At 60.3% G+C, this 20,574-nt stretch carries 22 protein-coding genes; 2 read left to right on the top strand and 20 right to left on the bottom strand.

Features of this window, described 5'->3' with window-relative positions; translation table 11 throughout:
• The first annotated feature begins 60 nt into the window (after window positions 1–60).
• Both leuA and PSCI_RS02780 read left to right on the top strand, forming a co-directional pair.
• Complete coding sequence (gene leuA, locus PSCI_RS02775) at window positions 61–1,737, top strand: 2-isopropylmalate synthase (protein ID WP_045482541.1); 1,677 nt, start codon at window positions 61–63, stop codon at window positions 1,735–1,737.
• 361 nt (window positions 1,738–2,098) lie between these two features.
• Window positions 2,099–2,968: an isocitrate lyase/PEP mutase family protein gene (locus tag PSCI_RS02780; protein WP_045482543.1), complete on the top strand. Its 870-nt coding sequence runs from the start codon at window positions 2,099–2,101 to the stop codon at window positions 2,966–2,968.
• Between the two features lie 99 nt (window positions 2,969–3,067).
• On the opposite strand, the gene PSCI_RS29685 is transcribed toward PSCI_RS02780, so the two are convergent.
• The 20 genes from PSCI_RS29685 to iscR form a co-directional block, all read right to left on the bottom strand.
• On the bottom strand, window positions 3,068–3,469 hold the full coding sequence (locus PSCI_RS29685; protein WP_045482544.1) for a FlxA-like family protein: 402 nt from the start codon (window positions 3,467–3,469) through the stop codon (window positions 3,068–3,070).
• A 57-nt stretch (window positions 3,470–3,526) separates the two neighbouring features.
• A complete protein-coding gene (locus PSCI_RS02790) occupies window positions 3,527–4,318 on the bottom strand; it encodes an amidohydrolase (RefSeq protein WP_045482546.1) in 792 nt (263 codons plus the stop codon).
• Window positions 4,306–5,454 carry a pyridoxal phosphate-dependent aminotransferase gene (locus PSCI_RS02795; protein ID WP_045482548.1) on the bottom strand — a complete coding sequence of 383 codons (1,149 nt, stop codon included), beginning with the start codon at window positions 5,452–5,454 and terminating at the stop codon, window positions 4,306–4,308. The genes PSCI_RS02790 and PSCI_RS02795 overlap by 13 nt, the downstream gene beginning before the upstream one ends.
• 142 nt (window positions 5,455–5,596) lie before the next feature.
• Window positions 5,597–7,069 (bottom strand): ribosome biogenesis GTPase Der, encoded by a 1,473-nt coding sequence (gene der / locus PSCI_RS02800; RefSeq protein ID WP_045482550.1) that lies wholly within the window; start codon window positions 7,067–7,069, stop codon window positions 5,597–5,599.
• Between the two features lie 104 nt (window positions 7,070–7,173).
• Complete coding sequence (bamB, locus tag PSCI_RS02805) at window positions 7,174–8,328, bottom strand: outer membrane protein assembly factor BamB (protein WP_045482552.1); 1,155 nt, start codon at window positions 8,326–8,328, stop codon at window positions 7,174–7,176.
• Complete coding sequence (locus PSCI_RS02810) at window positions 8,321–8,929, bottom strand: tetratricopeptide repeat protein (protein ID WP_173426708.1); 609 nt, start codon at window positions 8,927–8,929, stop codon at window positions 8,321–8,323. The genes bamB and PSCI_RS02810 overlap by 8 nt, the downstream gene beginning before the upstream one ends.
• Before the next feature lie 72 nt (window positions 8,930–9,001).
• Window positions 9,002–10,291 (bottom strand): histidine--tRNA ligase, encoded by a 1,290-nt coding sequence (hisS, locus tag PSCI_RS02815; RefSeq protein WP_045482558.1) that lies wholly within the window; start codon window positions 10,289–10,291, stop codon window positions 9,002–9,004.
• A 22-nt stretch (window positions 10,292–10,313) separates the two neighbouring features.
• Window positions 10,314–11,423, bottom strand: a complete 1,110-nt coding sequence (ispG, locus tag PSCI_RS02820; protein ID WP_045482560.1) for a flavodoxin-dependent (E)-4-hydroxy-3-methylbut-2-enyl-diphosphate synthase — start codon at window positions 11,421–11,423, stop codon at window positions 10,314–10,316.
• Between the two features lie 3 nt (window positions 11,424–11,426).
• Complete coding sequence (locus PSCI_RS02825; RefSeq protein WP_045482563.1) at window positions 11,427–12,434, bottom strand: RodZ domain-containing protein; 1,008 nt, start codon at window positions 12,432–12,434, stop codon at window positions 11,427–11,429.
• Window positions 12,434–13,192 (bottom strand): type IV pilus biogenesis/stability protein PilW, encoded by a 759-nt coding sequence (pilW, locus tag PSCI_RS02830; protein ID WP_045482566.1) that lies wholly within the window; start codon window positions 13,190–13,192, stop codon window positions 12,434–12,436. The genes PSCI_RS02825 and pilW overlap by 1 nt, the downstream gene beginning before the upstream one ends.
• Before the next feature lie 23 nt (window positions 13,193–13,215).
• Window positions 13,216–14,358: a 23S rRNA (adenine(2503)-C(2))-methyltransferase RlmN gene (gene rlmN, locus PSCI_RS02835; protein ID WP_045482569.1), complete on the bottom strand. Its 1,143-nt coding sequence runs from the start codon at window positions 14,356–14,358 to the stop codon at window positions 13,216–13,218.
• A gap of 32 nt (window positions 14,359–14,390) precedes the next feature.
• A complete protein-coding gene (gene ndk / locus PSCI_RS02840; protein ID WP_045482572.1) occupies window positions 14,391–14,816 on the bottom strand; it encodes a nucleoside-diphosphate kinase in 426 nt (141 codons plus the stop codon).
• Between the two features lie 94 nt (window positions 14,817–14,910).
• Window positions 14,911–15,111: a Fe-S cluster assembly protein IscX gene (gene iscX / locus PSCI_RS02845; RefSeq protein WP_045482575.1), complete on the bottom strand. Its 201-nt coding sequence runs from the start codon at window positions 15,109–15,111 to the stop codon at window positions 14,911–14,913.
• An 18-nt stretch (window positions 15,112–15,129) separates the two neighbouring features.
• Window positions 15,130–15,471 (bottom strand): ISC system 2Fe-2S type ferredoxin, encoded by a 342-nt coding sequence (fdx, locus tag PSCI_RS02850; RefSeq protein ID WP_045482578.1) that lies wholly within the window; start codon window positions 15,469–15,471, stop codon window positions 15,130–15,132.
• 3 nt (window positions 15,472–15,474) lie between these two features.
• On the bottom strand, window positions 15,475–17,337 hold the full coding sequence (gene hscA / locus PSCI_RS02855) for a Fe-S protein assembly chaperone HscA (RefSeq protein WP_045482581.1): 1,863 nt from the start codon (window positions 17,335–17,337) through the stop codon (window positions 15,475–15,477).
• Between the two features lie 44 nt (window positions 17,338–17,381).
• Window positions 17,382–17,903 (bottom strand): co-chaperone HscB, encoded by a 522-nt coding sequence (hscB, locus tag PSCI_RS02860; protein ID WP_045482584.1) that lies wholly within the window; start codon window positions 17,901–17,903, stop codon window positions 17,382–17,384.
• 11 nt (window positions 17,904–17,914) lie between these two features.
• Window positions 17,915–18,238 carry an iron-sulfur cluster assembly protein IscA gene (iscA, locus tag PSCI_RS02865; RefSeq protein ID WP_045482587.1) on the bottom strand — a complete coding sequence of 108 codons (324 nt, stop codon included), beginning with the start codon at window positions 18,236–18,238 and terminating at the stop codon, window positions 17,915–17,917.
• A 54-nt stretch (window positions 18,239–18,292) separates the two neighbouring features.
• On the bottom strand, window positions 18,293–18,679 hold the full coding sequence (gene iscU, locus PSCI_RS02870; protein ID WP_040261926.1) for a Fe-S cluster assembly scaffold IscU: 387 nt from the start codon (window positions 18,677–18,679) through the stop codon (window positions 18,293–18,295).
• 74 nt (window positions 18,680–18,753) lie between these two features.
• The gene (locus PSCI_RS02875; RefSeq protein ID WP_045482593.1) at window positions 18,754–19,968 is read right to left on the bottom strand and encodes an IscS subfamily cysteine desulfurase; all 1,215 of its coding nucleotides are present in this window, start codon (window positions 19,966–19,968) and stop codon (window positions 18,754–18,756) included.
• Window positions 19,969–20,012: 44 nt separating this feature from the next.
• Window positions 20,013–20,510, bottom strand: coding sequence for a Fe-S cluster assembly transcriptional regulator IscR (iscR, locus tag PSCI_RS02880; protein ID WP_045482596.1), 498 nt, complete (start codon window positions 20,508–20,510; stop codon window positions 20,013–20,015).
• Between the last annotated feature and the right edge of the window lie 64 nt (window positions 20,511–20,574).

The raw sequence follows: 20,574 nt of genomic DNA on the forward strand, positions 1-20,574 counted from the left end.
TTCGCATTACCTATGGCTGGCCGCCTCTTTTCGGCCGATATCAGTACAAGGATTAGCCCGATGACCATGCTCAAAGACCCTTCGAAGAAGTACCGTGCGTTCCCGACCATCGACCTGCCTGATCGCACCTGGCCTTCGAAGTCCATCACCAGCGCGCCGATCTGGTGCAGCTCCGACCTGCGTGATGGCAACCAGTCGCTGATCGAGCCAATGGACTCGGCCAAGAAGCTGCGCTTCTGGAAGACCCTGGTCAGTGTCGGCGTCAAGGAAATCGAAGCCGCCTTCCCGGCCGCTTCGCAGACCGATTTCGACTTCGTGCGCACCCTGATCGAAGACGGCCACATCCCCGACGACACCACCATTCAGGTCCTGACCCAAGCGCGTGAAGACCTGATCGCCCGGACGTTCGAGTCGCTGCGCGGCGCCAAGAAGGCCATCGTTCACCTGTACAACGCCACCAGCCCGTCGTTCCGCCGGATTGTCTTCAATCAGGACAAACAGGGCGTCAAAGACATCGCGGTCAATGCCGCCAAGCTGTTCGTCAAATACGCCGCCCAGCAGCCAGAAACCCAGTGGAGCTTCGAGTACTCGCCAGAGACCTTCAGCGCCACCGAGCTGGAATTCGCCAAAGAAGTCTGCGACGCGGTCATCGAAGTCTGGAACCCGACCCCCGAGCACAAGATCATCCTTAACCTGCCGGCCACCGTTGAAGTCTCGACGCCGAATGTCTATGCCGACCAGATCGAGTGGTTCTGCCGCAACGTCAATCGCCGCGACAGCGTGCTGATCAGCCTGCACACCCACAACGACCGTGGCACCGGCGTAGCCGCCACCGAGCTGGGCCTGATGGCCGGTGCCGATCGTGTCGAAGGCTGCCTGTTCGGTAACGGCGAGCGCACTGGTAACGTCGACCTGGTGACCCTGGGCCTGAACCTCTACACCCAGGGCGTCAACCCTGAACTGGACTTCTCCGACATCGACGGGATCCGCAAGGTGGTCGAAGAGTGCAACCAGATTCCGGTCCACCCACGCCACCCATACGTCGGTGACCTGGTTCACACCGCGTTCTCCGGCTCGCACCAGGACGCCATCCGCAAGGGCTTCGCTCAGCAGAAAGACGACACCCTGTGGGAAGTACCGTACCTGCCAATCGACCCGGCCGATATCGGTCGCAGCTACGAAGCTGTCATCCGCGTCAACAGCCAGTCCGGCAAAGGCGGCATCACTTACCTGCTGGAGCAGGAATACGGCATCTCCCTGCCACGCCGTATGCAGATCGAGTTCAGCCAGGTCGTTCAGGGTGAAACCGACCGTCTGGGCCTGGAAATGACGGCGCAACAGATCTACGCGCTGTTCAAGCGTGAATATCTGCAGGCCAACAAGCCTTACGCGCTGATCAGCCATCGCTTGCAGGAGGAGAACAACACCAGCGCGGTGGATGCCGAAGTCAACGTCAATGACGAGACCCATCACTGGAAAGGCAAAGGCAACGGCGCTCTGGAAGCGCTGGTTTCCAGCCTGCCAGTCAAGGTCGAGATCATGGACTACAACGAGCACTCGATCGGTGCCGGCACCACTGCCAAGGCCGCTGCCTACATCGAACTGCGGGTGAATGGCGAACGCGCGGTGCACGGCGTAGGCATCGACGAAAATATCACCACGGCCAGCTTCCGTGCCCTGTTCAGCGCCCTTAACCGCTCGCTGAGCCAGACCCCGGCCAAGCCTGTAGCAGCCTGATAAGCGCCCTGGATTTCGCCCAAAATGCACCTCATTGGTGCTTTGGGCGAAATCCGCCGGGCATTACGCCCTCATTTTGTGCAAGTTGCATTTCCCGCATACCCCCCGCAGATTCGGCATAAGACACGGCAAAACGCTGTGATAGCATTGCGGCCTTAAACGATTCAGGCATAAGCCTCTGGCCACTCCGGTCAGCATTCCGGCTTTGAACTTGCCTCTTCGCTGTACTTCACTCCTGATTACCACGACGACCCAGCATTGATTTTCAGACGAGAATCCTGCACGGAGCGACTCACCGTGCATTGAGAAAAACCGTCAGCCCCGCTGCTGCCCGGCTGACCCTGCCCTGTATGGAGCGACTATGCCCAAGGCTTCCCATCAAGATCTGCGCCGCAGCTTCCGCGCGCTGACCTCCTCCAGTTCCTGCTACCGCACCGCCTCGGTGTTCGACCCCATGTCGGCCCGCATCGCCGCTGATCTCGGCTTTGAAGTCGGCATCCTCGGCGGCTCCGTCGCGTCGCTGCAAGTGCTGGCCGCTCCGGATTTCGCGCTGATTACTCTGAGCGAGTTCGTCGAGCAAGCCACCCGCATTGGTCGCGTGGCTGAACTGCCATTCATCGCCGACGCAGACCACGGCTACGGCAATGCGCTGAATGTCATGCGTACCGTGATCGAACTGGAGCGTGCCGGTGTGGCAGCCCTGACCATCGAAGACACCCTGCTGCCAGCGCAATTTGGCCGCAAGTCCACCGATTTGATCTCGGTAGGTGAAGGCGTGGGCAAGATGCGCGCGGCACTGGAGGCCCGGGTAGATCCTGAGCTGTCGATCTTCGCCCGCACCAATGCCGGTATCCTGCCGGTCGCCGAGACCATCGACCGCATGCAGCAGTACCAGGCGACCGGTGTGGACGGCATCACCATCGTCGGGGTACGCGACTTCGATCATCTGGCGCAGATCTGCGAAGGCATCAGCGTGCCGCTGATGCTGGTCACCTACGGCAACCCTGAGCTGCTCGATAACCAGCGCCTGGCAGAGATGGGCGTACGGGTGTGCGTCGATGGCCACGCGGCCTATTTCGCGGCGATCAAGGCCACCTACGACAGCCTGCGCGCGCAGCGCCAGATCACCTGCAAGACCAGTGAAATGAGCGCGACCGAACTGACCCACACCTACACTCAGCCGGAAGACTATGTGCAGTGGGCCAAGAAGTTCATGGACGTGAACGAGTAACCGCCAAGACTCATGAAAAAGCCTCCGTCTCGTAAGAGCCGGAGGCTTTTTTACATGCATCTTTCGCGGCTGAAGCCGCTCTTGCAGCACTCAGGCAATTCAGGCTTTGGTGTTGACCAGGCCTTGAGATACCAGTTGCAGCAGCGAGCCTTGCAAAGTGCTCAGTTGGGAATTGACTGTCGAGATCTGGGCCTGAATCGTGGCCACCTGGACCGCCTTGTTTTCCTCGGACTGTTTGCTTACCTGTGCGGCGGCCAGTTGCTGCTGCAACTCTTGAAGTTGCTTCTGCGCCTCTTCAATCTGCTTTTTGATCTGCTGGATCAACTTTTCAGTCGAGACACCACCAGACGCAGGCGTGCCGACGGACTCCAATGAGACGTCAAGCTTTTTGGGCTCGGAGGTCTCAGCTGTCGCTGAATCGGTCTTTTCAGCCTGAGTCTTGCTTTGCAACGCGTAGGCGCTGTTGTAGATGCTAACGTTACCGGCATTGATGGTGGTCATGATGGGCTCCTGTATCCCTGCCCCTGTATCGGCGCGAATGCACTCAACTGTAACTAATTATTGAATCTGGAACGTGTCGGCATCCAGATAAGCCGGGAAACGGGACCGGTACTCGGCCAGCGCACCACCCTCGAGGGTCACTTGAAACACACCATCGCCCTCATCGGCGTTCAGCAAGCATTCGCCCTGAAAGTCCAGCACCTGGCTATCGCCCGTGTAGGCCAGCCCCTTGCCGTCCGTACCGACGCGGTTCACTGCAGCGACATAACACAGGTTTTCGATAGCCCGCGCCGGCAGCAGGCGGTTCCAGTGCAGGCGCCGAGCACCCGGCCAGTTGGCGGTGTAAAGCAACAGATCGGTGTCGCGACCGTCACGGCTCCAGACCGGAAACCGCAGGTCGTAACAGATCAGCGGACGAATCCGCCAGCCATTCAATTCAAAGGTCACCTGCCGTTCACCGGGGGTGTAGTGCTCATGCTCGCCCGCCATGCGGAACAAGTGGCGCTTGTCGTAATGCAGCAGCTCACCGTCAGGGCGTGCCCAAAGCAGGCGGTTGCGATGACTGCCATCAGCGGCGCGCACGATCACGCTGCCGGTCATCACCGCCTGCAAGCGGCGGGCCTGGGCCAGCAACCACTGTGCGGCAGGCCCCTGCTCCGGCTCAGCCTGGCCGGCCGAGTCCATGCTGAAACCGGTGGTGAACATCTCAGGCAGCACCACCAGGTCGGCTTTTTGCACCTGATCGAGCAACGCCTCGAAATGGGCGAAGTTGGACTGCCGGTCATGCCAGGCCAGCCGGGTCTGGACCAGGGCGATGTTCAGTGGCGGCAGGTTGCTCAGATCGCGCATAGCTTTTGCGCTGCCTGACGCAGCGTCTCCTCACGTTTGGCGAAACACAGGCGGATCAGACGCTGCCCTTCAGGCGGACTCTGGTAGAACACCGACACAGGGATGCTCGCCACGCCATGTTCGCGGGTCATCCACAGCGCCATATCGACATCGTTCAGGTCAGGACGGATCTGTGAATAATCGACCAACTGGAAGTAGGTGCCAGCCACTGGTGTAAAGCTGAAACGCGAGCCGGCCAGTTGCGCACTGAAGTAATCGCGCTTGGCCTGGTAGAACGCCGGCAGCTCCTCGACATGTTCCGGGTGCTCGACCATGAAATCTGCCAGGGCAAACTGCAACGGGGTCACACCACAGAAACTGACATATTGATGCACCTTGCGCAGTTCAGCAGTGAGTGCCGGTGGCGCAACCACGTAGCCGGTCTTCCAGCCGGTGACGTGGTAGGTCTTGCCGAATGAACTGACCACAAAGGCACGGGAATACAGCGTCTCGTGCGCCAGAACGCTGACATGCTGCAGACCGTCGTAGACCAGATGCTCGTAGACTTCATCACTGATCAGGTAAATATCGCGATCAGCGATCAAGGCTGCCAGTTGGTCCAGCTCGGCACGACTGACCAATGCCCCACAAGGGTTGTGCGGGGTATTGAGGATGATCATGCGGGTGCGCGGGCTTAGCGCATCGCTGAGCTGCTGCCAGTCGATGGAGAAATCCCGGGTATTGAGCTGCACATGCACACAGCGGCCACCGGCCAACTCTACAGAAGGCTCATAGCTGTCGTAGCAAGGGTCGAAAACGATGACTTCATCGCCCGGCCGGATCACCGCCTGCACCGCGCAGAAGATCCCCTGGGTAGCGCCCGGGGTGATGGTGATCTCGGTATCAGCATTGACCGTGACGCCGTAGCTGCGGGCGATCTTGGCCGCAACCTGTTCGCGCAGTGCAGGCAGGCCGGTCATGGGGGAATATTGGTTGCGCCCTTCGGCAACATGGCGGCCGACCGCATCACGCAGCGCCTGCGGGCCGTCGAAATCAGGAAAACCCTGAGACAGATTGATCGCCCCGGTTTGCGCGGCGAGCTGGGACATGACGGTAAAGATGGTGGTGCCGACGTTGGGCAGTTTGCTGTCGATCATTGAAGGCCTGCGCTGGGGTTGAGCTGTAATAGCCAACCCTACCGCAGGTTTGAGCTGCAAGCTACAAGCTGCAAGCCACAAGAAAAAGCACACCGTAGTCCGCTATTGCTTGCCGCTTATGGCTTATGGCTTGCAGCTGCTTTTAGCGCTTTTTGTCGCGGCGTTTCTTGTCGGCTTTCTTGTGGTGCGACATCAAGCGACGCTTCTTGTTGACCTGGCGGTCGGTGAGCGTGTTCTTGTTGCCTTCGTACGGGTTGTCACTGCCTCTGAATTCAATGCGGATCGGCGTACCGACCAGCTTGAGCACCCGGCGATAGGTGTTTTCCAGGTAGCGGATGTACGACTTGGGCACCGCATCGACCTGGTTACCGTGAATCACGATGATCGGCGGGTTGGCACCGCCCAGGTGGGCATAGCGCAGCTTGATGCGGCGGCCGTTGACCATCGGTGGTGCGTGGTCGCTGACCGCGTCTTCGAGGATCTGGGTCAGGCGGCTGGTCGGCCAGCGGGTGACCGCCGAGGTAAAGGCATTCTGTACCGACTTGTACAGGTTGCCCACGCCGGTGCCATGCAGCGCCGAGATGAAGTGAATGTCGGCAAAGTCGACGAAGAACAACCGGCGCTCCAGCTCGATCTTCACGTAGTCGCGCTCGCCAGGGGTCATGCCATCCCACTTGTTCAGCGCGATGACAATGGCCCGACCGGCTTCCAGGGCAAAGCCGAGCAGGTTCAGATCGTGATCGACCACGCCTTCACGCGAGTCCATCACGAAGATCACCACGTTGGCGTCCTTGATGGCCTGCAGGGTCTTGACCACCGAGAACTTCTCGACTTCCTCGTGGATCTTGCCGCGCTTGCGCACCCCGGCGGTGTCGATCAGGGTGTATTTCTCTTCGTTGCGCTCGAAGGGAATGTAGATGCTGTCGCGGGTGGTGCCCGGCTGATCGTAAACGATGACCCGGTCCTCACCGAGCATGCGGTTGACCAGGGTCGACTTGCCAACGTTCGGACGGCCAATGATTGCGATCTTGATGCCGTCTTTTTCGCTAGGGCCAGGAATGCGCTTGGCTTCCTCGCCTTCGGCGACGTCTTCGGCGTCCAGGTCGACGGTTTCTTCTTCGTCCCAGACCAGCCCCTGCAGCGCGATTTCCAGCATCTGCGAAATACCGCGCCCGTGGGCACCGGCCACCGGAATCGCGTCACCCAGGCCCATCGGGCTGAACTCGGCGCGCGCCAGGTTTTCGTCGATGTTGTCGATCTTGTTGGCCACCACAAAGCTGCGCTTGTTGCGTTTGCGCAAGTGCTCGCCAATCATCTGATCGGCTGCGGTGTAACCGGCCTTGGCGTCGACCAGGAACAATACGACATCGGCTTCTTCGATGGCCATGAGCGATTGCTCGGCCATTTTTTCATCCATGCCGTGTTCGTCACCGGAAATACCACCGGTGTCGATCAGGATGTACGAGTGCCCCTGCCACTTCGCCTCTCCGTATTGGCGATCACGGGTCAGACCGGACAGGTCGCCGACAATGGCGTCGCGGGTCCGGGTCAGGCGGTTGAACATGGTGGACTTGCCGACGTTCGGTCGACCCACCAGGGCGATTACGGGAACCATGCGGCTCTCCACTGCGTTATTTCAGAAAATACAAAAGCCGCTGCAGGGCAGCGGCCGGAGTTCAGGGCGGCACCTCGCGGTGCCGCCACCCTGCAGAACAGGGCTTATTGCTTGATGGTCAGGGCTTCAAGCTTGCCGCTGTTGCCATACACGTAAATCGTATCGCCGACCACCAGAGGACGTGCCCGCAGGCCATCACTGTCGATGCGCTCACGACCTACGAAGCGGCCATCGACCTGACTGAGCAGGTGCAGATAGCCTTCGAAGTCACCCACGGCCACGTAGCTGGAGAACACCTCAGGCGCGCTCAGCTGACGACGGGCCAGCGACTCGTTGCTCCACAGCGCCGTGGAAGAGCGCTCATCGATACCTTCGACAGTACCGGATGCCAGGCTCACATAAACGCTGCCAAAGCCCTGGGCCACACCGTCGTAGCTCGACGCATCGCGCTGCCACAGCACCCGGCCGCTCTCCAGATCAAGACCGGCAACCCGGCCCTGATAGCTGGCGACGTACAGGGTACCACCGGACAGCAGCAGGCCGCCGTCGATGTCGACCACCCGCTCAAGCTCGGAACGGCCTTGCGCAATGGCAACACGCTGTTCCCAGACCGGTACGCCGTTGCTGATGTCCAGCGCGACGACCTTACCGGTAGACAGGCCGGCCACTGCCAGGCGATTGGTCACCAGCGGTGCGCTGGTGCCACGCAGGGTCAGTACCGCCGGGGTGCTCTCGTAGATCCAGCGCTGCGAGCCAGTATAGGCGTCCAGGCCGATCACGCGATCATCCTGGGTCTGTACGACCACGACATCACCGTTGTTGGCCGGCGGCGCCAGCACTTCGCTGGTCACCCTGGCACGCCATTTTTCATCACCGCTGCTGGCGTCCAGTGCCACGACCTCACCCTTGAGGGTGCCAATGGTCAGCAGGCCGTAAGCCACACCGACAGCACCGGACACCGGCAGGTCGAGATCTTTCTTCCAGAGCGTTGCGCCGGTCTCGCGATCCAGAGCGACGATCTCGCCGTTCACATCGGCAGCATAGATGCGCTCACCGTCGATGGCCGGCACCAGCATGTTGTAAGTCTTGCCCTGGCCGTCGCCGACCGAGTGGCTCCACTTCTTCTGCAGGATGACTTCCTCGGTGAACTTGGTCAGCTCGGCCGGTGGCAGCTCTTTCTTGCTGTTGCTGCTGCAACCCACGGCCATGACGGCCAGAGCCAGCAATGCTGCATGTTTCCAACGAATCACGTCACGCATCCCCTTTAGCCAGATCGTCGAGCTTCATTTGCAGACCACCCACTGCTGCGTCTGGCGACAGTGCGGACTTGGCCTTTTGATAAGCAGCATGGGCCTCATCGGTACGGCCCAGTTGCACCAGCAGGTCGCCTTTGAGTTCTTCGCGGCTGGCCAGGAAGGCCTTGTCGGCATCGCCGGTGAGCAGTTTCAGAGCCTCTTCGGTCTTGCTCTGCGCAGCCAGGACACGGGCCAGACGCTGGCGGGCGATTTCGCCCAGCGTAGCGTTGGCCGGTTTGTCGGTGACCGGCTTCAATTCCGCTGCGGCATCATCAAGCTTACCGGTGTCGACTGCAACCTTGGCGACGAACAGGCTGGCGTACTGCGCGTAAGCAGTGCCGCCAAACTCGTTCTTGAGTTTGCCTGCCAGCTCGGCCACTCGGGCCGGGTCAGCTTCGCCCGACGGGGTCAGCGCGGTTTCCAGCAGTTGCTGGTAGAGCACGGAGGCGTTGGAGGACTGAGCGGCCTGATACTTCTGCCAGTACTGCCAGCCAAACACCACCACCAACGCCAGCAGACCGCCAGTCACCAGGGGTTTGCCGTTGCGCTGCCACCAGTCCTTCATTACTGCCAGATCTTCATCTTCGGTACGCGACACCCCAATACTCCTATAAGCCTAATCTGCTGTTTATCCGTTTCACGCCTGTGCCAGGCTGGCCGCCAGGTACTCGGCGAGAGCATCCCAGGCAATATTCTGTTGCTCACCCTGGCCGCGCAGCGGCTTGACGCCGATCTGCCGGTTGGCCAGTTCTTCTTCCCCGAGAATCAGAGCGAACAGCGCACCGCTCTTGTCAGCCTTCTTGAACTGGCTCTTGAAGCTGCCGGCGCCAGCATTGACCTGCAGGCGCAGGCCCGGCAGACGATCACGAACCTGCTCGGTCAGGGTCAAGGCTGCCAGCTCGGCGGCCTCGCCAAAGGCGCACAGGTAGACATCGACCTGACGGGCGAGATCTTCCGGGATCTGCTCAAGGGTTTCCAGCAGCAATACCAGGCGCTCGATGCCCATGGCGAACCCGACACCGGCAGTCGGCTTGCCGCCCATCTGCTCGACCAGGCCGTCATAGCGTCCACCGGCGCATACGGTGCCCTGGGCACCAAGCTTGTCGGTGACCCACTCGAATACGGTCTTGCTGTAGTAATCCAGGCCGCGCACCAGCTTCGGATTGATGACATACGGAATGCCAGCGGCGTCCAGACGCGCCTTGAGGCCGTCAAAGTGAATCCGCGACTCCTCGTCGAGGTAGTCGGCCAGCTTCGGCGCATCGACCAGCAACGCCTGGGTGTCCGGGTTCTTGGTATCCAGAATACGCAGCGGGTTGGTGGTCAGGCGGCGCTGGCTGTCTTCGTCCAGTTGCTCATGACGCGCCGAGAGGAACTCGACCAGCGCATCTCGGTAGCGGGCACGGGCTTCGCTGGTGCCCAGGCTGTTGAGTTCCAGTTTGACTGCATCACGAATACCCAGCTGGCCCCACAGCCGCCAGGTGAGCACGATCAGCTCGGCATCGACGTCCGGGCCGTCGAGGTTGAACACTTCGACGCCAATCTGATGAAACTGGCGATAACGGCCTTTCTGTGGCCGCTCGTGACGGAACATCGGGCCGATGTACCACAGTTTCTGGACCTGGCCACCACCGGTGATACCGTGCTCCAGCACGGCACGCACACAGGCCGCCGTGCCTTCGGGGCGCAAGGTCAGGGAGTCGCCGTTACGATCGGCGAAGGTGTACATCTCTTTCTCGACGATATCGGTGACTTCACCGATCGAGCGCTTGAACAGCTCGGTGAACTCGACGATCGGCATGCGGATCTGGCGATAGCCGTAGTTGTCCAGCAGACCCGAAACGGTGCCTTCGAAATAGCGCCACAGCGGGGTCTGCTCGGGCAGGATGTCGTTCATGCCACGAATGGCTTGCAGAGACTTACTCACAAAAAATCCTTAGCAATCTTGATTAACCGCGCGCGATGACAGCGGCGTCGGCTTCTGCTTTTTCGGCCGCTTTCTCGCGAATCAGGCGCTCGAGTTCGGTCACAAGGTTGTCGTTGCCCAGCTTCTGGGCAGGCTTGCCGTCGATGTAGATCAGGTTCGGGCTGCCACCGGTCAGGCCGATATGTGCTTCCTTGGCCTCACCCGGACCGTTGACCACACAGCCGATGACTGCCACGTCCAGCGGCACCAGCAGGTCTTCGAGGCGGCCTTCGAGTTCGTTCATGGTTTTGACCACATCGAAGTTCTGCCGCGAGCAGCTCGGGCAGGCGATGAAGTTAATGCCACGCGAACGTAAGTGCAGCGACTTGAGGATGTCGTAGCCGACCTTGACCTCTTCTACCGGATCGGCAGCCAGCGAGATGCGGATAGTATCGCCAATTCCTTCGGCCAGCAGCATACCCAGCCCTACGGCAGATTTCACTGTGCCCGAACGCAGGCCACCGGCCTCGGTGATCCCCAGGTGCAGCGGCTGGACGATCTGCCTGGCCAACTGCCGATAGGCTTCAACCGCCATGAACACGTCCGATGCCTTGACACTGACCTTGAAGTCCTGGAAATCCAGACGATCAAGGTGTTCGACATGACGCAGCGCCGACTCGACCAACGCTGCCGGGGTCGGCTCGCCGTATTTCTTCTGCAGGTCTTTTTCCAGGGAACCGGCGTTGACGCCAATCCGGATCGGGATACCCCGGTCGCGGGCCGCATCGACCACCGCCTTGACCCGGTCTTCACGACCGATGTTGCCGGGGTTGATACGCAGACAGTCGACACCCAGCTCGGCCACACGCAGGGCAATCCGGTAGTCGAAGTGAATATCGGCAACCAGCGGTACTTTAACCAGTTGCTTGATACGCCCGAACGCCTCGGCAGCGTCCATGTCTGGCACCGACACCCGCACGATATCCACGCCGGCGGCTTCCAGACGGTTGATCTGCGCGACAGTGGCCGCTACATCGTTGGTATCACTGTTGGTCATGCTCTGTACGGCGATCGGTGCGTCGCCACCGACAGGAACCGAACCAACCCAGATCTTTCTGGATTCGCGACGCTTGATGGGGGATTGGCCGTGCATGACTTATTGCCCTAGTTTCAGGCGAGCGGTCTCGCCACTGGTAAATGGAGCCACATCTACAGGCTGTCCGTTGTAGCTGACTTCAGCGCCACGGGCATAGCCCAGACGCAATGAAAGCGGCGGTTTGCCGCTGACTTCAAGGTTTTCGCCCTTGCGCTTGAGGCCGCTGGCAAGCACCTTGCCGTTGCCGTCGGTGACCTGGGTCCAGCAATCGGCGGTGAACTTGACGCTGACCTGACCAGAACCCGGCAGGATCGGCGCGATGGTCTCGGTGCTGGCCGGTGCCGACGCCATAGGAGCAGGCTGTGTGGCAGGCGCTGGCGCAGTAGCGGCTGGCGCTGGCGCGACAGCGGTGCTGGCGGGCGCCACAGGAGCGGCAGGAACCGTTGCAGGTGCTGCGGCGCTGTTCTGGGCTGGCGCGCTGTCAGTGGCCGGAGCCTCGCTGATCAGTGGCAAGGGCGCACTATTGGCGGGTGCGGCAGACTCTGGCGCCGCTTGCGGCCGTGGCTCGTCGATCGGGTGAATCTGGGTGGTGCCGTCCGCGCTCTCGACCTCAACGTGTTCAAGCACCAGACCGGCCAGGTCCTTGCCACGCATCGCAGCCTGGTCCTGCCACCAGAGAAAACCGCCACCTACCAGCACCACCAGCAACAACAGGCTGACGATGCGCAGAATGTTGTGGGACAGGCGCACAGGTTCTTCAATGCGGCCCAGCGCGTGTACGTCACTGCCCTTGCCGTTGGTGCCGGTATATTGATCAAACTGCGCCACCAGCGCAGCCTGGTCCAGCTCCAGCAGCTTGGCGTAGGCACGCACATAACCACGAGCGAAGGTATGTCCTGGAAGCTTGTCGAAAGCGCCGTTCTCAACGTGATTCAGCGAGCCGACGGTGAGATTGAGCCTCAGCGCCACATCAGGCAAAGACCAGTTCCGATGCTCACGAGCCTGGCGCAGGGTTTCCCCAGGATTCTGGTGACTGGCTGCTACAACTTCGGGATGCGCCGCTTTCATCATTGCTCCGACAGGTATTGCTGATATTCCGGCGTGCCGGGATAGAGTCTTTTCAACTGCAGCCCATAACTGGCTGCCTTGTTACGGTCTTCATAGATCTTCGCCAGGCGCAGCCCCAATAACAGGCTACGGGCATTCTGCTCGCTGAGCTGGCTGAACTGCTCGTAGAAATCACGCGACGGCACATAGTGCCCTTGCTCGTAGTTCAACTCAGCCATTTCCAGCAAGGCACGTGGCTGGCGCCGGTCCAGCCGCAGGGCACGGGTGAAATGCTCACGCGCCAGTTCGCGCTTGCCCAGTTGCAGCGCAGTCATACCCAGACTTTCAAATACCCGCGAGCGCTCAGGATACAGGTTATCAGCAGCGGCCTGCTCAAAACGCGCGTACGCTTCGTCAAAGCGGCGCTGCTCATAAAGGAAACTGCCGTAGTTATTGACGATTCGCGAGTTGTTACTGCTGGCGGAAATCGCCTTGAGGTAATACTGATCGGCCAGGGTGTACTCCATCTCGGCCTGGAAGACCAGAGCGAGTGCCGCGTTGGCGTCAGGATCCCTGGCGTTGAGCTCCAGGGCCTTTTTCAAGGGCACCTTGGCCCGCTCGGTCTGCCCTTCCTGGAGATAACCAATGCCAAGATGGACATAAGCCTGGAGCGCCTCGTCACGCCCTTTGCTGGTCGACAACGGGTTGACATCACCCGATGAAACACAACCGGCCAGCAGGATGGCGATACATAACAGCAACGAGGCACGCACAGACATGGAGTCTCTCTTCGCAGTCAGGTTCAAGAAGCGGCGGATTGCCCCTGCCGGGCTTCGGCAGCCAGCTCACGAACGGCGATATGACGCTCGCTGCGCCGGGTCCGGTCCATGACCTGGCCCACCAGCTGGCCGCAGGCCGCATCGATGTCTTCACCACGAGTGGTGCGTACGGTGACGTTGTAGCCGGCCTGATGCAGCATGTCCTGGAAACGGCGAATCGCGTTGTTGCTCGGGCGCTCGTAGCCGGAGTGCGGGAACGGGTTGAACGGGATCAGGTTGATCTTGCACGGTGTGTCGCGCAGCAGCTCGATCATCTCAGCCGCATGCTCGGGCTGGTCGTTGACGTCCTTGAGCAAGGTGTACTCGACGGTCAGTACGCGCTTCTCGCCCAGTGCGGACATGTAGCGACGGCACGAGTCGAGCAGCACGCTCAACGGATACTTCTTGTTGATCGGTACCAGCTTGTTGCGCAGCGCATCATTGGGCGCGTGCAGCGACAGGGCCAGGGACACATCGATGTGCTTGGCCAGCTCGTCGATCATCGGCACCACGCCGGAAGTGGACAGCGTCACCCGGCGCTTGGAAATGCCATAGCCCAGGTCATCCATCATCAGACGCATGGCAGCAATGACATTGTCGAAATTCAGCAGCGGCTCACCCATGCCCATCATCACCACGTTGGTGATGGCACGGTCGATGGTGGCGGGTACGCTGCCAAAGGATTTGTTGGCAATCCACACCTGGCCGATCACTTCGGCGGCGGTGAGGTTGCTATTGAAGCCTTGCTTGCCCGTGGAGCAGAAACTGCAATCCAGGGCACAGCCTGCCTGGGACGAAACGCACAAAGTACCGCGTTTGCCCTGGGGAATGAAGACCGTCTCGACGCAGCTGCCGGACGCCACGCGCACCACCCATTTACGGGTGCCGTCGCTGGAGATGTCCTCGCTGACGACTTCAGGACCACGAATCTCGGCACAGCTCTTGAGTTTTTCACGCAAGGCCTTGCTGACGTTCGTCATGGCGTCGAAATCATCGACGCCAAAGTGGTGAATCCACTTCATGACCTGCCCGGCACGGAAGCGTTTCTCCCCGATTGACTCGAAGAATTTTTCCATTTCCTGTTGGGTCAGACCCAGCAAGTTGGTTTTACCAGTGGTCGCGATCATGGATTCACCCTGCGCTCTGTAAACCCGAAGGCTTAGCGAGCGGTTACCTCGGTAGCTGCGAAGAAGTAAGCGATTTCGCGAGCAGCAGCAGCTTCGGAGTCCGAACCGTGAACGGCGTTGGCGTCGATGGACTCGGCGAAGTCAGCACGGATAGTGCCGGCAGCAGCTTCTTTAGGGTTGGTAGCGCCCATCAGCTCACGGTTGCGAGCGATAGCGTTTTCACCTTCCAGAACCTGAACAACAACAGGACCGGAAGTCATGAAGGCAACCAGGTCACCGAAGAAACCGCGCTCGCTGTGCTCAGCGTAGAAGCCTTCGGCTTCGGCTTTGGACAGTTGCTTGATTTTCGAGGCAACGATGCGCAGACCGGCGTCTTCGAAGCGAGTGGTGATCTTGCCGATCACGTTCTTGGCAACGGCGTCTGGCTTGATGATAGAGAAAGTACGTTGAACAGCCATGGTGAAACTCCAGAAACAGAAATTAAAGCGAAAAATTAAACCCGCGAATTATACGCGGGTTATGGAGTATTGCCTAACAAGATCCGTTGCAGGATCAGTCAGCCTCTTCGATCCACAACGCCTGGATGGCCTCAAGGACCTTCTCGCCGCCACGATCACGGTCGTCTTCGAACCCGGGCAACTGGGTCACCCAGTTGCGCAGATCGACGAAGTTAACGTAACGCGGATCGACGTCCGGCTTGCTCTCGGCCAACTGGATCGCGATTTCCTGCACATCAACCCACTTAAGACTCATGAATATCCCCCTCAGGAATCAGTGCGGCGCTTCGGCGGCGTGGTTGAGCGAGTATTTGGGAATCTCGACCGTGATGTCTTCATCACCGACAGTGGCCTGACAGGCCAGGCGCGACTGCGCTTCCAGGCCCCAGGCCTTGTCGAGCATGTCTTCTTCAAGCTCATCAAGCTCGCCGGTCGAATTGAAACCTTTGCGAATCACGCAATGGCAGGTGGTGCAGGCACACACACCACCGCAGGCGCTCTCGATCTCGATGTGATGCTCGTGGGCCAGATCCAGAATCGTCGTACCAGGCGCGGCCTCGACGACCATCCCCTCCGGACAATGCTCCGCATGGGGCAGAAAAGTCACCTTCGGCATCAGTTATTCCTCAATATCATTCAGGTTGCGCCCCGCCAGTGCGGCTTTGACCGTCGAATCCAGGCGGCGGGCAGCAAATGCATCGGTCACCTGCGACAGACGCTTGGTCTGCTGCTCGATGGCTAGCCCATCGGTGCCTTGCATCAATTCACGTAATTCGTCCATCTGCAGCCGGATCACCAGCCGCTCTTCTTCGTCGAGCAAGCGCTCACCGTCGACTTCAAGCGCACCTTCAACCGCTTCGAGCAGGCGCTCGGCATCGACCTGCTGCTCGCGCAATACGCGGGCCTCTTTGTCTTGGCCGGCGTTCTGGAAGGAGTCCTTGAGCATCCGGGCGATTTCGCCATCGGTGAGGCCGTAAGACGGCTTGACCTGGATACTGGCCTCAACCCCCGACCCCAGCTCACGGGCGGAGACATCGAGCAGACCGTCGGCGTCCACCTGAAACGTCACGCGGATCTTTGCCGCACCAGCGACCATCGGCGGAATGCCCCGCAGTTCAAAGCGCGCCAGCGAACGGCAATCACTGATCAGCTCACGCTCGCCCTGCAGCACATGAATCATCATGGCGGTCTGGCCGTCTTTGTAGGTGGTGAATTCCTGGCCACGCGCCACCGGGATGGTGGTGTTACGGGCAATGACCTTCTCCATCAACCCGCCCATGGTCTCAAGCCCCAGCGACAACGGGATCACATCGAGCAACAGCAGCTCGCCACCGTCTCGCTTGTTGCCAGCCAGCGTATCAGCCTGGATCGCAGCCCCGATGGCCACCACCTGATCCGGGTCGATATCGGTCAACGGCTGACGAGCAAACAACTCGCCGACCGCTTCGCGAACACGCGGCACGCGGGTCGAGCCACCGACCATCACCACGGCACTCACCTCGCCGACTTCAAGATCCGAGTCGCGCAGGGCGCGCCGGCACGCCTTGAGGCTGCGGGCAATCATCGGCTCGATCAGGGCGTTGAACGCATCGCGGGTCAGCTCAGCGCGCCAGTCACCATAGACCACCGGCACAACATCAGCGTCGGTCAGTGCTTCTTTGGCAGCGCAGGCGACTTGCAGCAAGCTGCGCTGGTCGGCCGGGGCCAGGTCGGACGACAGCCCTGCACCGCTGATGATCCACTGTGCGATGGCGTGGTCGAAGTCGTCGCCGCCCAGCGCAGTATCACCGCCAGTGGCCAGCACTTCAAAGACACCGCCGGTCAGGCGCAGGATGGAAATATCGAAAGTACCGCCACCCAGGTCGTAGATAGCCACTACGCCTTCGGCGCTCTGATCCAGACCGTAGGCAACGGCAGCAGCGGTCGGCTCGTTGAGCAGACGCAGCACGTTCAGACCGGCCAGCCGCGCAGCATCTTTGGTAGCCTGGCGCTGGGCATCGTCGAAGTAGGCCGGCACGGTGATCACCGCCCCCACCAACTCGCCACCCAGCGTCGCCTCAGCGCGCAGGCGCAGAACTTTAAGGATGTCAGCCGAGACCTGCACCGGGCTCTTGGCGCCCTGCACAGTGTCGATGAACGGCATATGCGACTCACCACCGACAAAGCGGTACGGCAGTTGCTCACCCAGCTGCTTGACGTCAGCCAGGCCGCGGCCCATCAGGCGCTTGACCGACAGCACGGTGTTGAGCGGGTCCTGTGGCGCCGCTGCCTTGGCAGCCTGCCCGACTTCAACACGGTCAGCGTGATAACGCACCGCGGACGGCAGGATGACCTGGCCGTTTTCATCGGGCAGTGGCTCGGAAAGACCGCTGCGCAGTGCAGCGACCAGCGAATTGGTAGTGCCCAGGTCAATACCGACAGCCAGACGGCGCTGATGCGGTTGTGGACTCTGGCCAGGTTCGGCGATCTGCAGTAAGGCCATGCTTTTAAGAGTAATCACAGGCGTGCGACCAGGGCCGCACGGGGTTAATCGTCGAGGCGCTCTTCGAGCTGGCGCACTTCTTGGGAGAGCTTGTCGAGAAACTGCATACGGCGCATCAGGCGTTCAGCCTGCTCGCGTTGTGCAGCATCATTCCAACAAGCGGCGAAGCTGTCGTTGAGGGCATCCTGGGCAGTCTTGAGGCGCTTTTTGAAGACCGCGACGCCTGCCACATCGGCATCGTCCTGCAGGTCTTCGAGCTCTTCACGCAACGCCATCTGCTGCAGCAGGAAATCCGGGTCATGCACCGTGACTTCCAGCGGCACTTCGTTGCCTTGCAGAGTCAGCAGGTAACGTGCACGGCGCGGCGAACTCTTGAGGGTCTGGTAGGCCTCGTTGAGGTTGGCCGACCGCTCCAGCGCCTGGCGCTGCTCCTGCTCGGAAGCATCAGCAAAACGGTCCGGGTGCACACTGCGCGCCAGCTCACGGTAGCGGCCCGCCAGTTGCTCGGAATCGATGACGAAATCCGGTTTGAGATCAAACAGCGCGAAATGACAAGGAGTACCCACGATCACCCGCCTTAGACGTTGAAGCTTTCGCCACAGCCGCACTCACCGCGCGAATTGGGGTTGGTGAACTTGAAGCCTTCGTTCAACCCTTCGCGGACGAAGTCCAGCTCGGTACCGTCGAGATAGACCAGGCTCTTCGGGTCGATGATGACCTTCACGCCATGGGATTCGAACACGGTGTCGTCAGGCTCGGTCGCATCGACGAATTCCAGCACATAGGCCAGACCCGAACAGCCCGTGGTACGCACACCCAGGCGAATGCCCTCACCCTTGCCACGCCCGTCGAGGGAGCGACGCACGTGTTTGGCCGCGGCTTCTGTCATGCTGATAGACATCGGAGCTCCTTGGATTGTCCCGGTTGGTGTTCGCCAGCGATAGACCGCGACGACTTACAGCAGACCTTTCTTCTGCTTGTAGTCACGCACTGCAGCCTTGATCGCGTCTTCGGCCAGAACCGAGCAGTGGATCTTGACCGGTGGCAAGGCCAGCTCTTCGGCCAGCTGGGTGTTCTTGATGGTTTCAGCTTCGTCCAGCGTCTTGCCCTTCATCCACTCGGTGGCCAGGGAGCTGGAAGCGATGGCAGATCCGCAACCGTAGGTCTTGAACTTGGCGTCTTCGATCACGCCTTGCTCGTTGACCTTGATCTGCAGACGCATCACGTCGCCGCACGCCGGAGCGCCGACCATGCCGGTGCCTACGTCCGGGTCTTCAGCGTCCATCTTGCCGACGTTGCGTGGGTTTTCGTAGTGGTCGATGACCTTTTCGCTGTAAGCCATGATTCTGTTCCTCTCACATCAGGGAGTCGCTCTACAGGCCGCGGCATGGCGGCCTGTCCGGGGGCGACTTTAAATTAGTGCGCCGCCCACTCGATCTTGGAGATGTCGACACCGTCTTTGTACATGTCCCACAGCGGCGAAAGCGCACGCAGCTTGGTGACCGCTTCACGAACTTTTTGTGCCGCGTAATCGACTTCTTCTTCGGTGCTGAAGCGACCGAAGGTGAAACGGATCGAACTGTGCGCCAGCTCATCGTTACGGCCCAGGGCACGCAACACGTAGGAAGGCTCCAGCGAGGCCGAAGTACAGGCCGAACCGGACGACACCGCCAGATCCTTGAGCGCCATGATCAACGACTCGCCTTCAACGTAGTTGAAGCTCAGGTTCAGGTTGTGCGGGATACGGGCGGTCAGGCTGCCATTGACGTACAGCTCTTCGAGGTCTTCGACCTGTTTGTAGAAGCGATCGCTCAAAGCCTTGATGCGCACGTTCTCGGCGGCCATCTCTTCTTTGGCGATGCGGAAGGCTTCACCCATGCCGACGATCTGGTGGGTTGGCAGGGTGCCCGAACGCATGCCGCGCTCGTGACCGCCACCGTGCATGGCCGCCTCGAGGCGCACACGCGGTTTGCGGCTGACGTACAGCGCGCCAATACCTTTTGGACCGTAGGCCTTGTGAGCCGAAAACGACATCAGGTCGACCTTCAGCTTCGACAGGTCGATCTCGACCTTGCCTGGCGACTGGGCGGCGTCAACGTGGAACAGTACGCCGCGCGAGCGGGTCAGCTCACCAATGGCGGCGATGTCGGTGATGGTGCCGACTTCGTTGTTGACGTGCATGATCGAAACCAGAATGGTGTCTTCACGCAGTGCGGCTTCGATCATGGCCGGGGTGACGATGCCGTCTTCGCCCGGCTCCAGGTAAGTGACTTCGAAGCCTTCGCGCTCCAGCTGGCGAGCGGTGTCCAGGATCGCCTTATGCTCGATCTTGGAGGTGATGATGTGCTTGCCTTTGGTGTGATAGAAGTGCGCAACGCCTTTGAGTGCCAGGTTGTCGGACTCGGTGGCACCGGAAGTCCAGACGATTTCACGCGGGTCGGCACCAACCAGATCGGCGACCTGACGGCGGGCGTTCTCGACCGCTTCTTCGGCTTTCCAGCCGAACACGTGGGAGCGCGAAGCCGGGTTACCGAAGTTGCCGTCCAGCGTCAGGCAATCCATCATTTTCTGGGCGACACGCGGATCGACCGGGGTCGTCGCGGAATAATCGAGGTAAATCGGCAACTTCATTGCATATCTCCTATCAGGCAGGCGCACCGCTCATTCATCTGCGTTCATTCAACGGCGGACGTTTCAATCTTACCCAGTTGCGACACGTTGCTCGTGTTCGAGCAGCGACGCTGATCCTGGCGCTGAGCGACTTCTTGTACCTCACGGCGAGTGACAAGATCCGCCAGGCTGATACCGCTTAAAAACTCGTGGATCTGCTGACTGAGGTCGCACCACAAATGGTGAGTCAGACAGGTGTCGCCGGCGTGGCAGTCACCCAGCCCCTGGCAACGGGTGGCATCGACCGATTCGTTGACCGCGTCGACCACCTGAGCGACCTGGATACCCTGCATGTCGCGTGAGAGCTGGTAGCCGCCACCCGGCCCGCGCACACTGGAAACCAGGTTGCCGCGACGCAGTTTGGCGAACAGCTGCTCGAGATAAGACAGAGAAATGCCTTGACGCTCAGAAATATCAGCCAGTGACACTGGCCCGTGCTGCGCATGCAATGCCAGATCCAGCATGGCTGTGACAGCGTATCGGCCTTTGGTAGTCAGACGCATGGCATGTACCGCGGTGGTTCAGAATAGGTGCAAGTATGCTATTCCCGAGTATTTGAGTCAACTA

This window comes from Pseudomonas sp. StFLB209 (assembly GCF_000829415.1).
GTDB lineage: Bacteria > Pseudomonadota > Gammaproteobacteria > Pseudomonadales > Pseudomonadaceae > Aquipseudomonas.

What these genes read in the sequence shown, in the direction of transcription:
- leuA (WP_045482541.1), top strand. Translation starts at nt 61, where the DNA reads ATGACCATGCTCAAAGACCCTTCGAAGAAGTACCGTGCGTTCCCGACC.
- PSCI_RS02780 (WP_045482543.1), top strand. Translation starts at nt 2,099, where the DNA reads ATGCCCAAGGCTTCCCATCAAGATCTGCGCCGCAGCTTCCGCGCGCTG.
- PSCI_RS29685 (WP_045482544.1), bottom strand. Translation starts at nt 3,469, where the DNA reads ATGACCACCATCAATGCCGGTAACGTTAGCATCTACAACAGCGCCTAC.
- PSCI_RS02790 (WP_045482546.1), bottom strand. Translation starts at nt 4,318, where the DNA reads ATGCGCGATCTGAGCAACCTGCCGCCACTGAACATCGCCCTGGTCCAG.
- PSCI_RS02795 (WP_045482548.1), bottom strand. Translation starts at nt 5,454, where the DNA reads ATGATCGACAGCAAACTGCCCAACGTCGGCACCACCATCTTTACCGTC.
- der (WP_045482550.1), bottom strand. Translation starts at nt 7,069, where the DNA reads ATGGTTCCCGTAATCGCCCTGGTGGGTCGACCGAACGTCGGCAAGTCC.
- bamB (WP_045482552.1), bottom strand. Translation starts at nt 8,328, where the DNA reads ATGCGTGACGTGATTCGTTGGAAACATGCAGCATTGCTGGCTCTGGCC.
- PSCI_RS02810 (WP_173426708.1), bottom strand. Translation starts at nt 8,929, where the DNA reads ATGAAGGACTGGTGGCAGCGCAACGGCAAACCCCTGGTGACTGGCGGT.
- ispG (WP_045482560.1), bottom strand. Translation starts at nt 11,423, where the DNA reads ATGCACGGCCAATCCCCCATCAAGCGTCGCGAATCCAGAAAGATCTGG.
- PSCI_RS02825 (WP_045482563.1), bottom strand. Translation starts at nt 12,434, where the DNA reads ATGAAAGCGGCGCATCCCGAAGTTGTAGCAGCCAGTCACCAGAATCCT.
- pilW (WP_045482566.1), bottom strand. Translation starts at nt 13,192, where the DNA reads ATGTCTGTGCGTGCCTCGTTGCTGTTATGTATCGCCATCCTGCTGGCC.
- rlmN (WP_045482569.1), bottom strand. Translation starts at nt 14,358, where the DNA reads ATGATCGCGACCACTGGTAAAACCAACTTGCTGGGTCTGACCCAACAG.
- ndk (WP_045482572.1), bottom strand. Translation starts at nt 14,816, where the DNA reads ATGGCTGTTCAACGTACTTTCTCTATCATCAAGCCAGACGCCGTTGCC.
- iscX (WP_045482575.1), bottom strand. Translation starts at nt 15,111, where the DNA reads ATGAGTCTTAAGTGGGTTGATGTGCAGGAAATCGCGATCCAGTTGGCC.
- fdx (WP_045482578.1), bottom strand. Translation starts at nt 15,471, where the DNA reads ATGCCGAAGGTGACTTTTCTGCCCCATGCGGAGCATTGTCCGGAGGGG.
- hscA (WP_045482581.1), bottom strand. Translation starts at nt 17,337, where the DNA reads ATGGCCTTACTGCAGATCGCCGAACCTGGCCAGAGTCCACAACCGCAT.
- iscA (WP_045482587.1), bottom strand. Translation starts at nt 18,238, where the DNA reads ATGTCTATCAGCATGACAGAAGCCGCGGCCAAACACGTGCGTCGCTCC.
- iscU (WP_040261926.1), bottom strand. Translation starts at nt 18,679, where the DNA reads ATGGCTTACAGCGAAAAGGTCATCGACCACTACGAAAACCCACGCAAC.
- PSCI_RS02875 (WP_045482593.1), bottom strand. Translation starts at nt 19,968, where the DNA reads ATGAAGTTGCCGATTTACCTCGATTATTCCGCGACGACCCCGGTCGAT.
- iscR (WP_045482596.1), bottom strand. Translation starts at nt 20,510, where the DNA reads ATGCGTCTGACTACCAAAGGCCGATACGCTGTCACAGCCATGCTGGAT.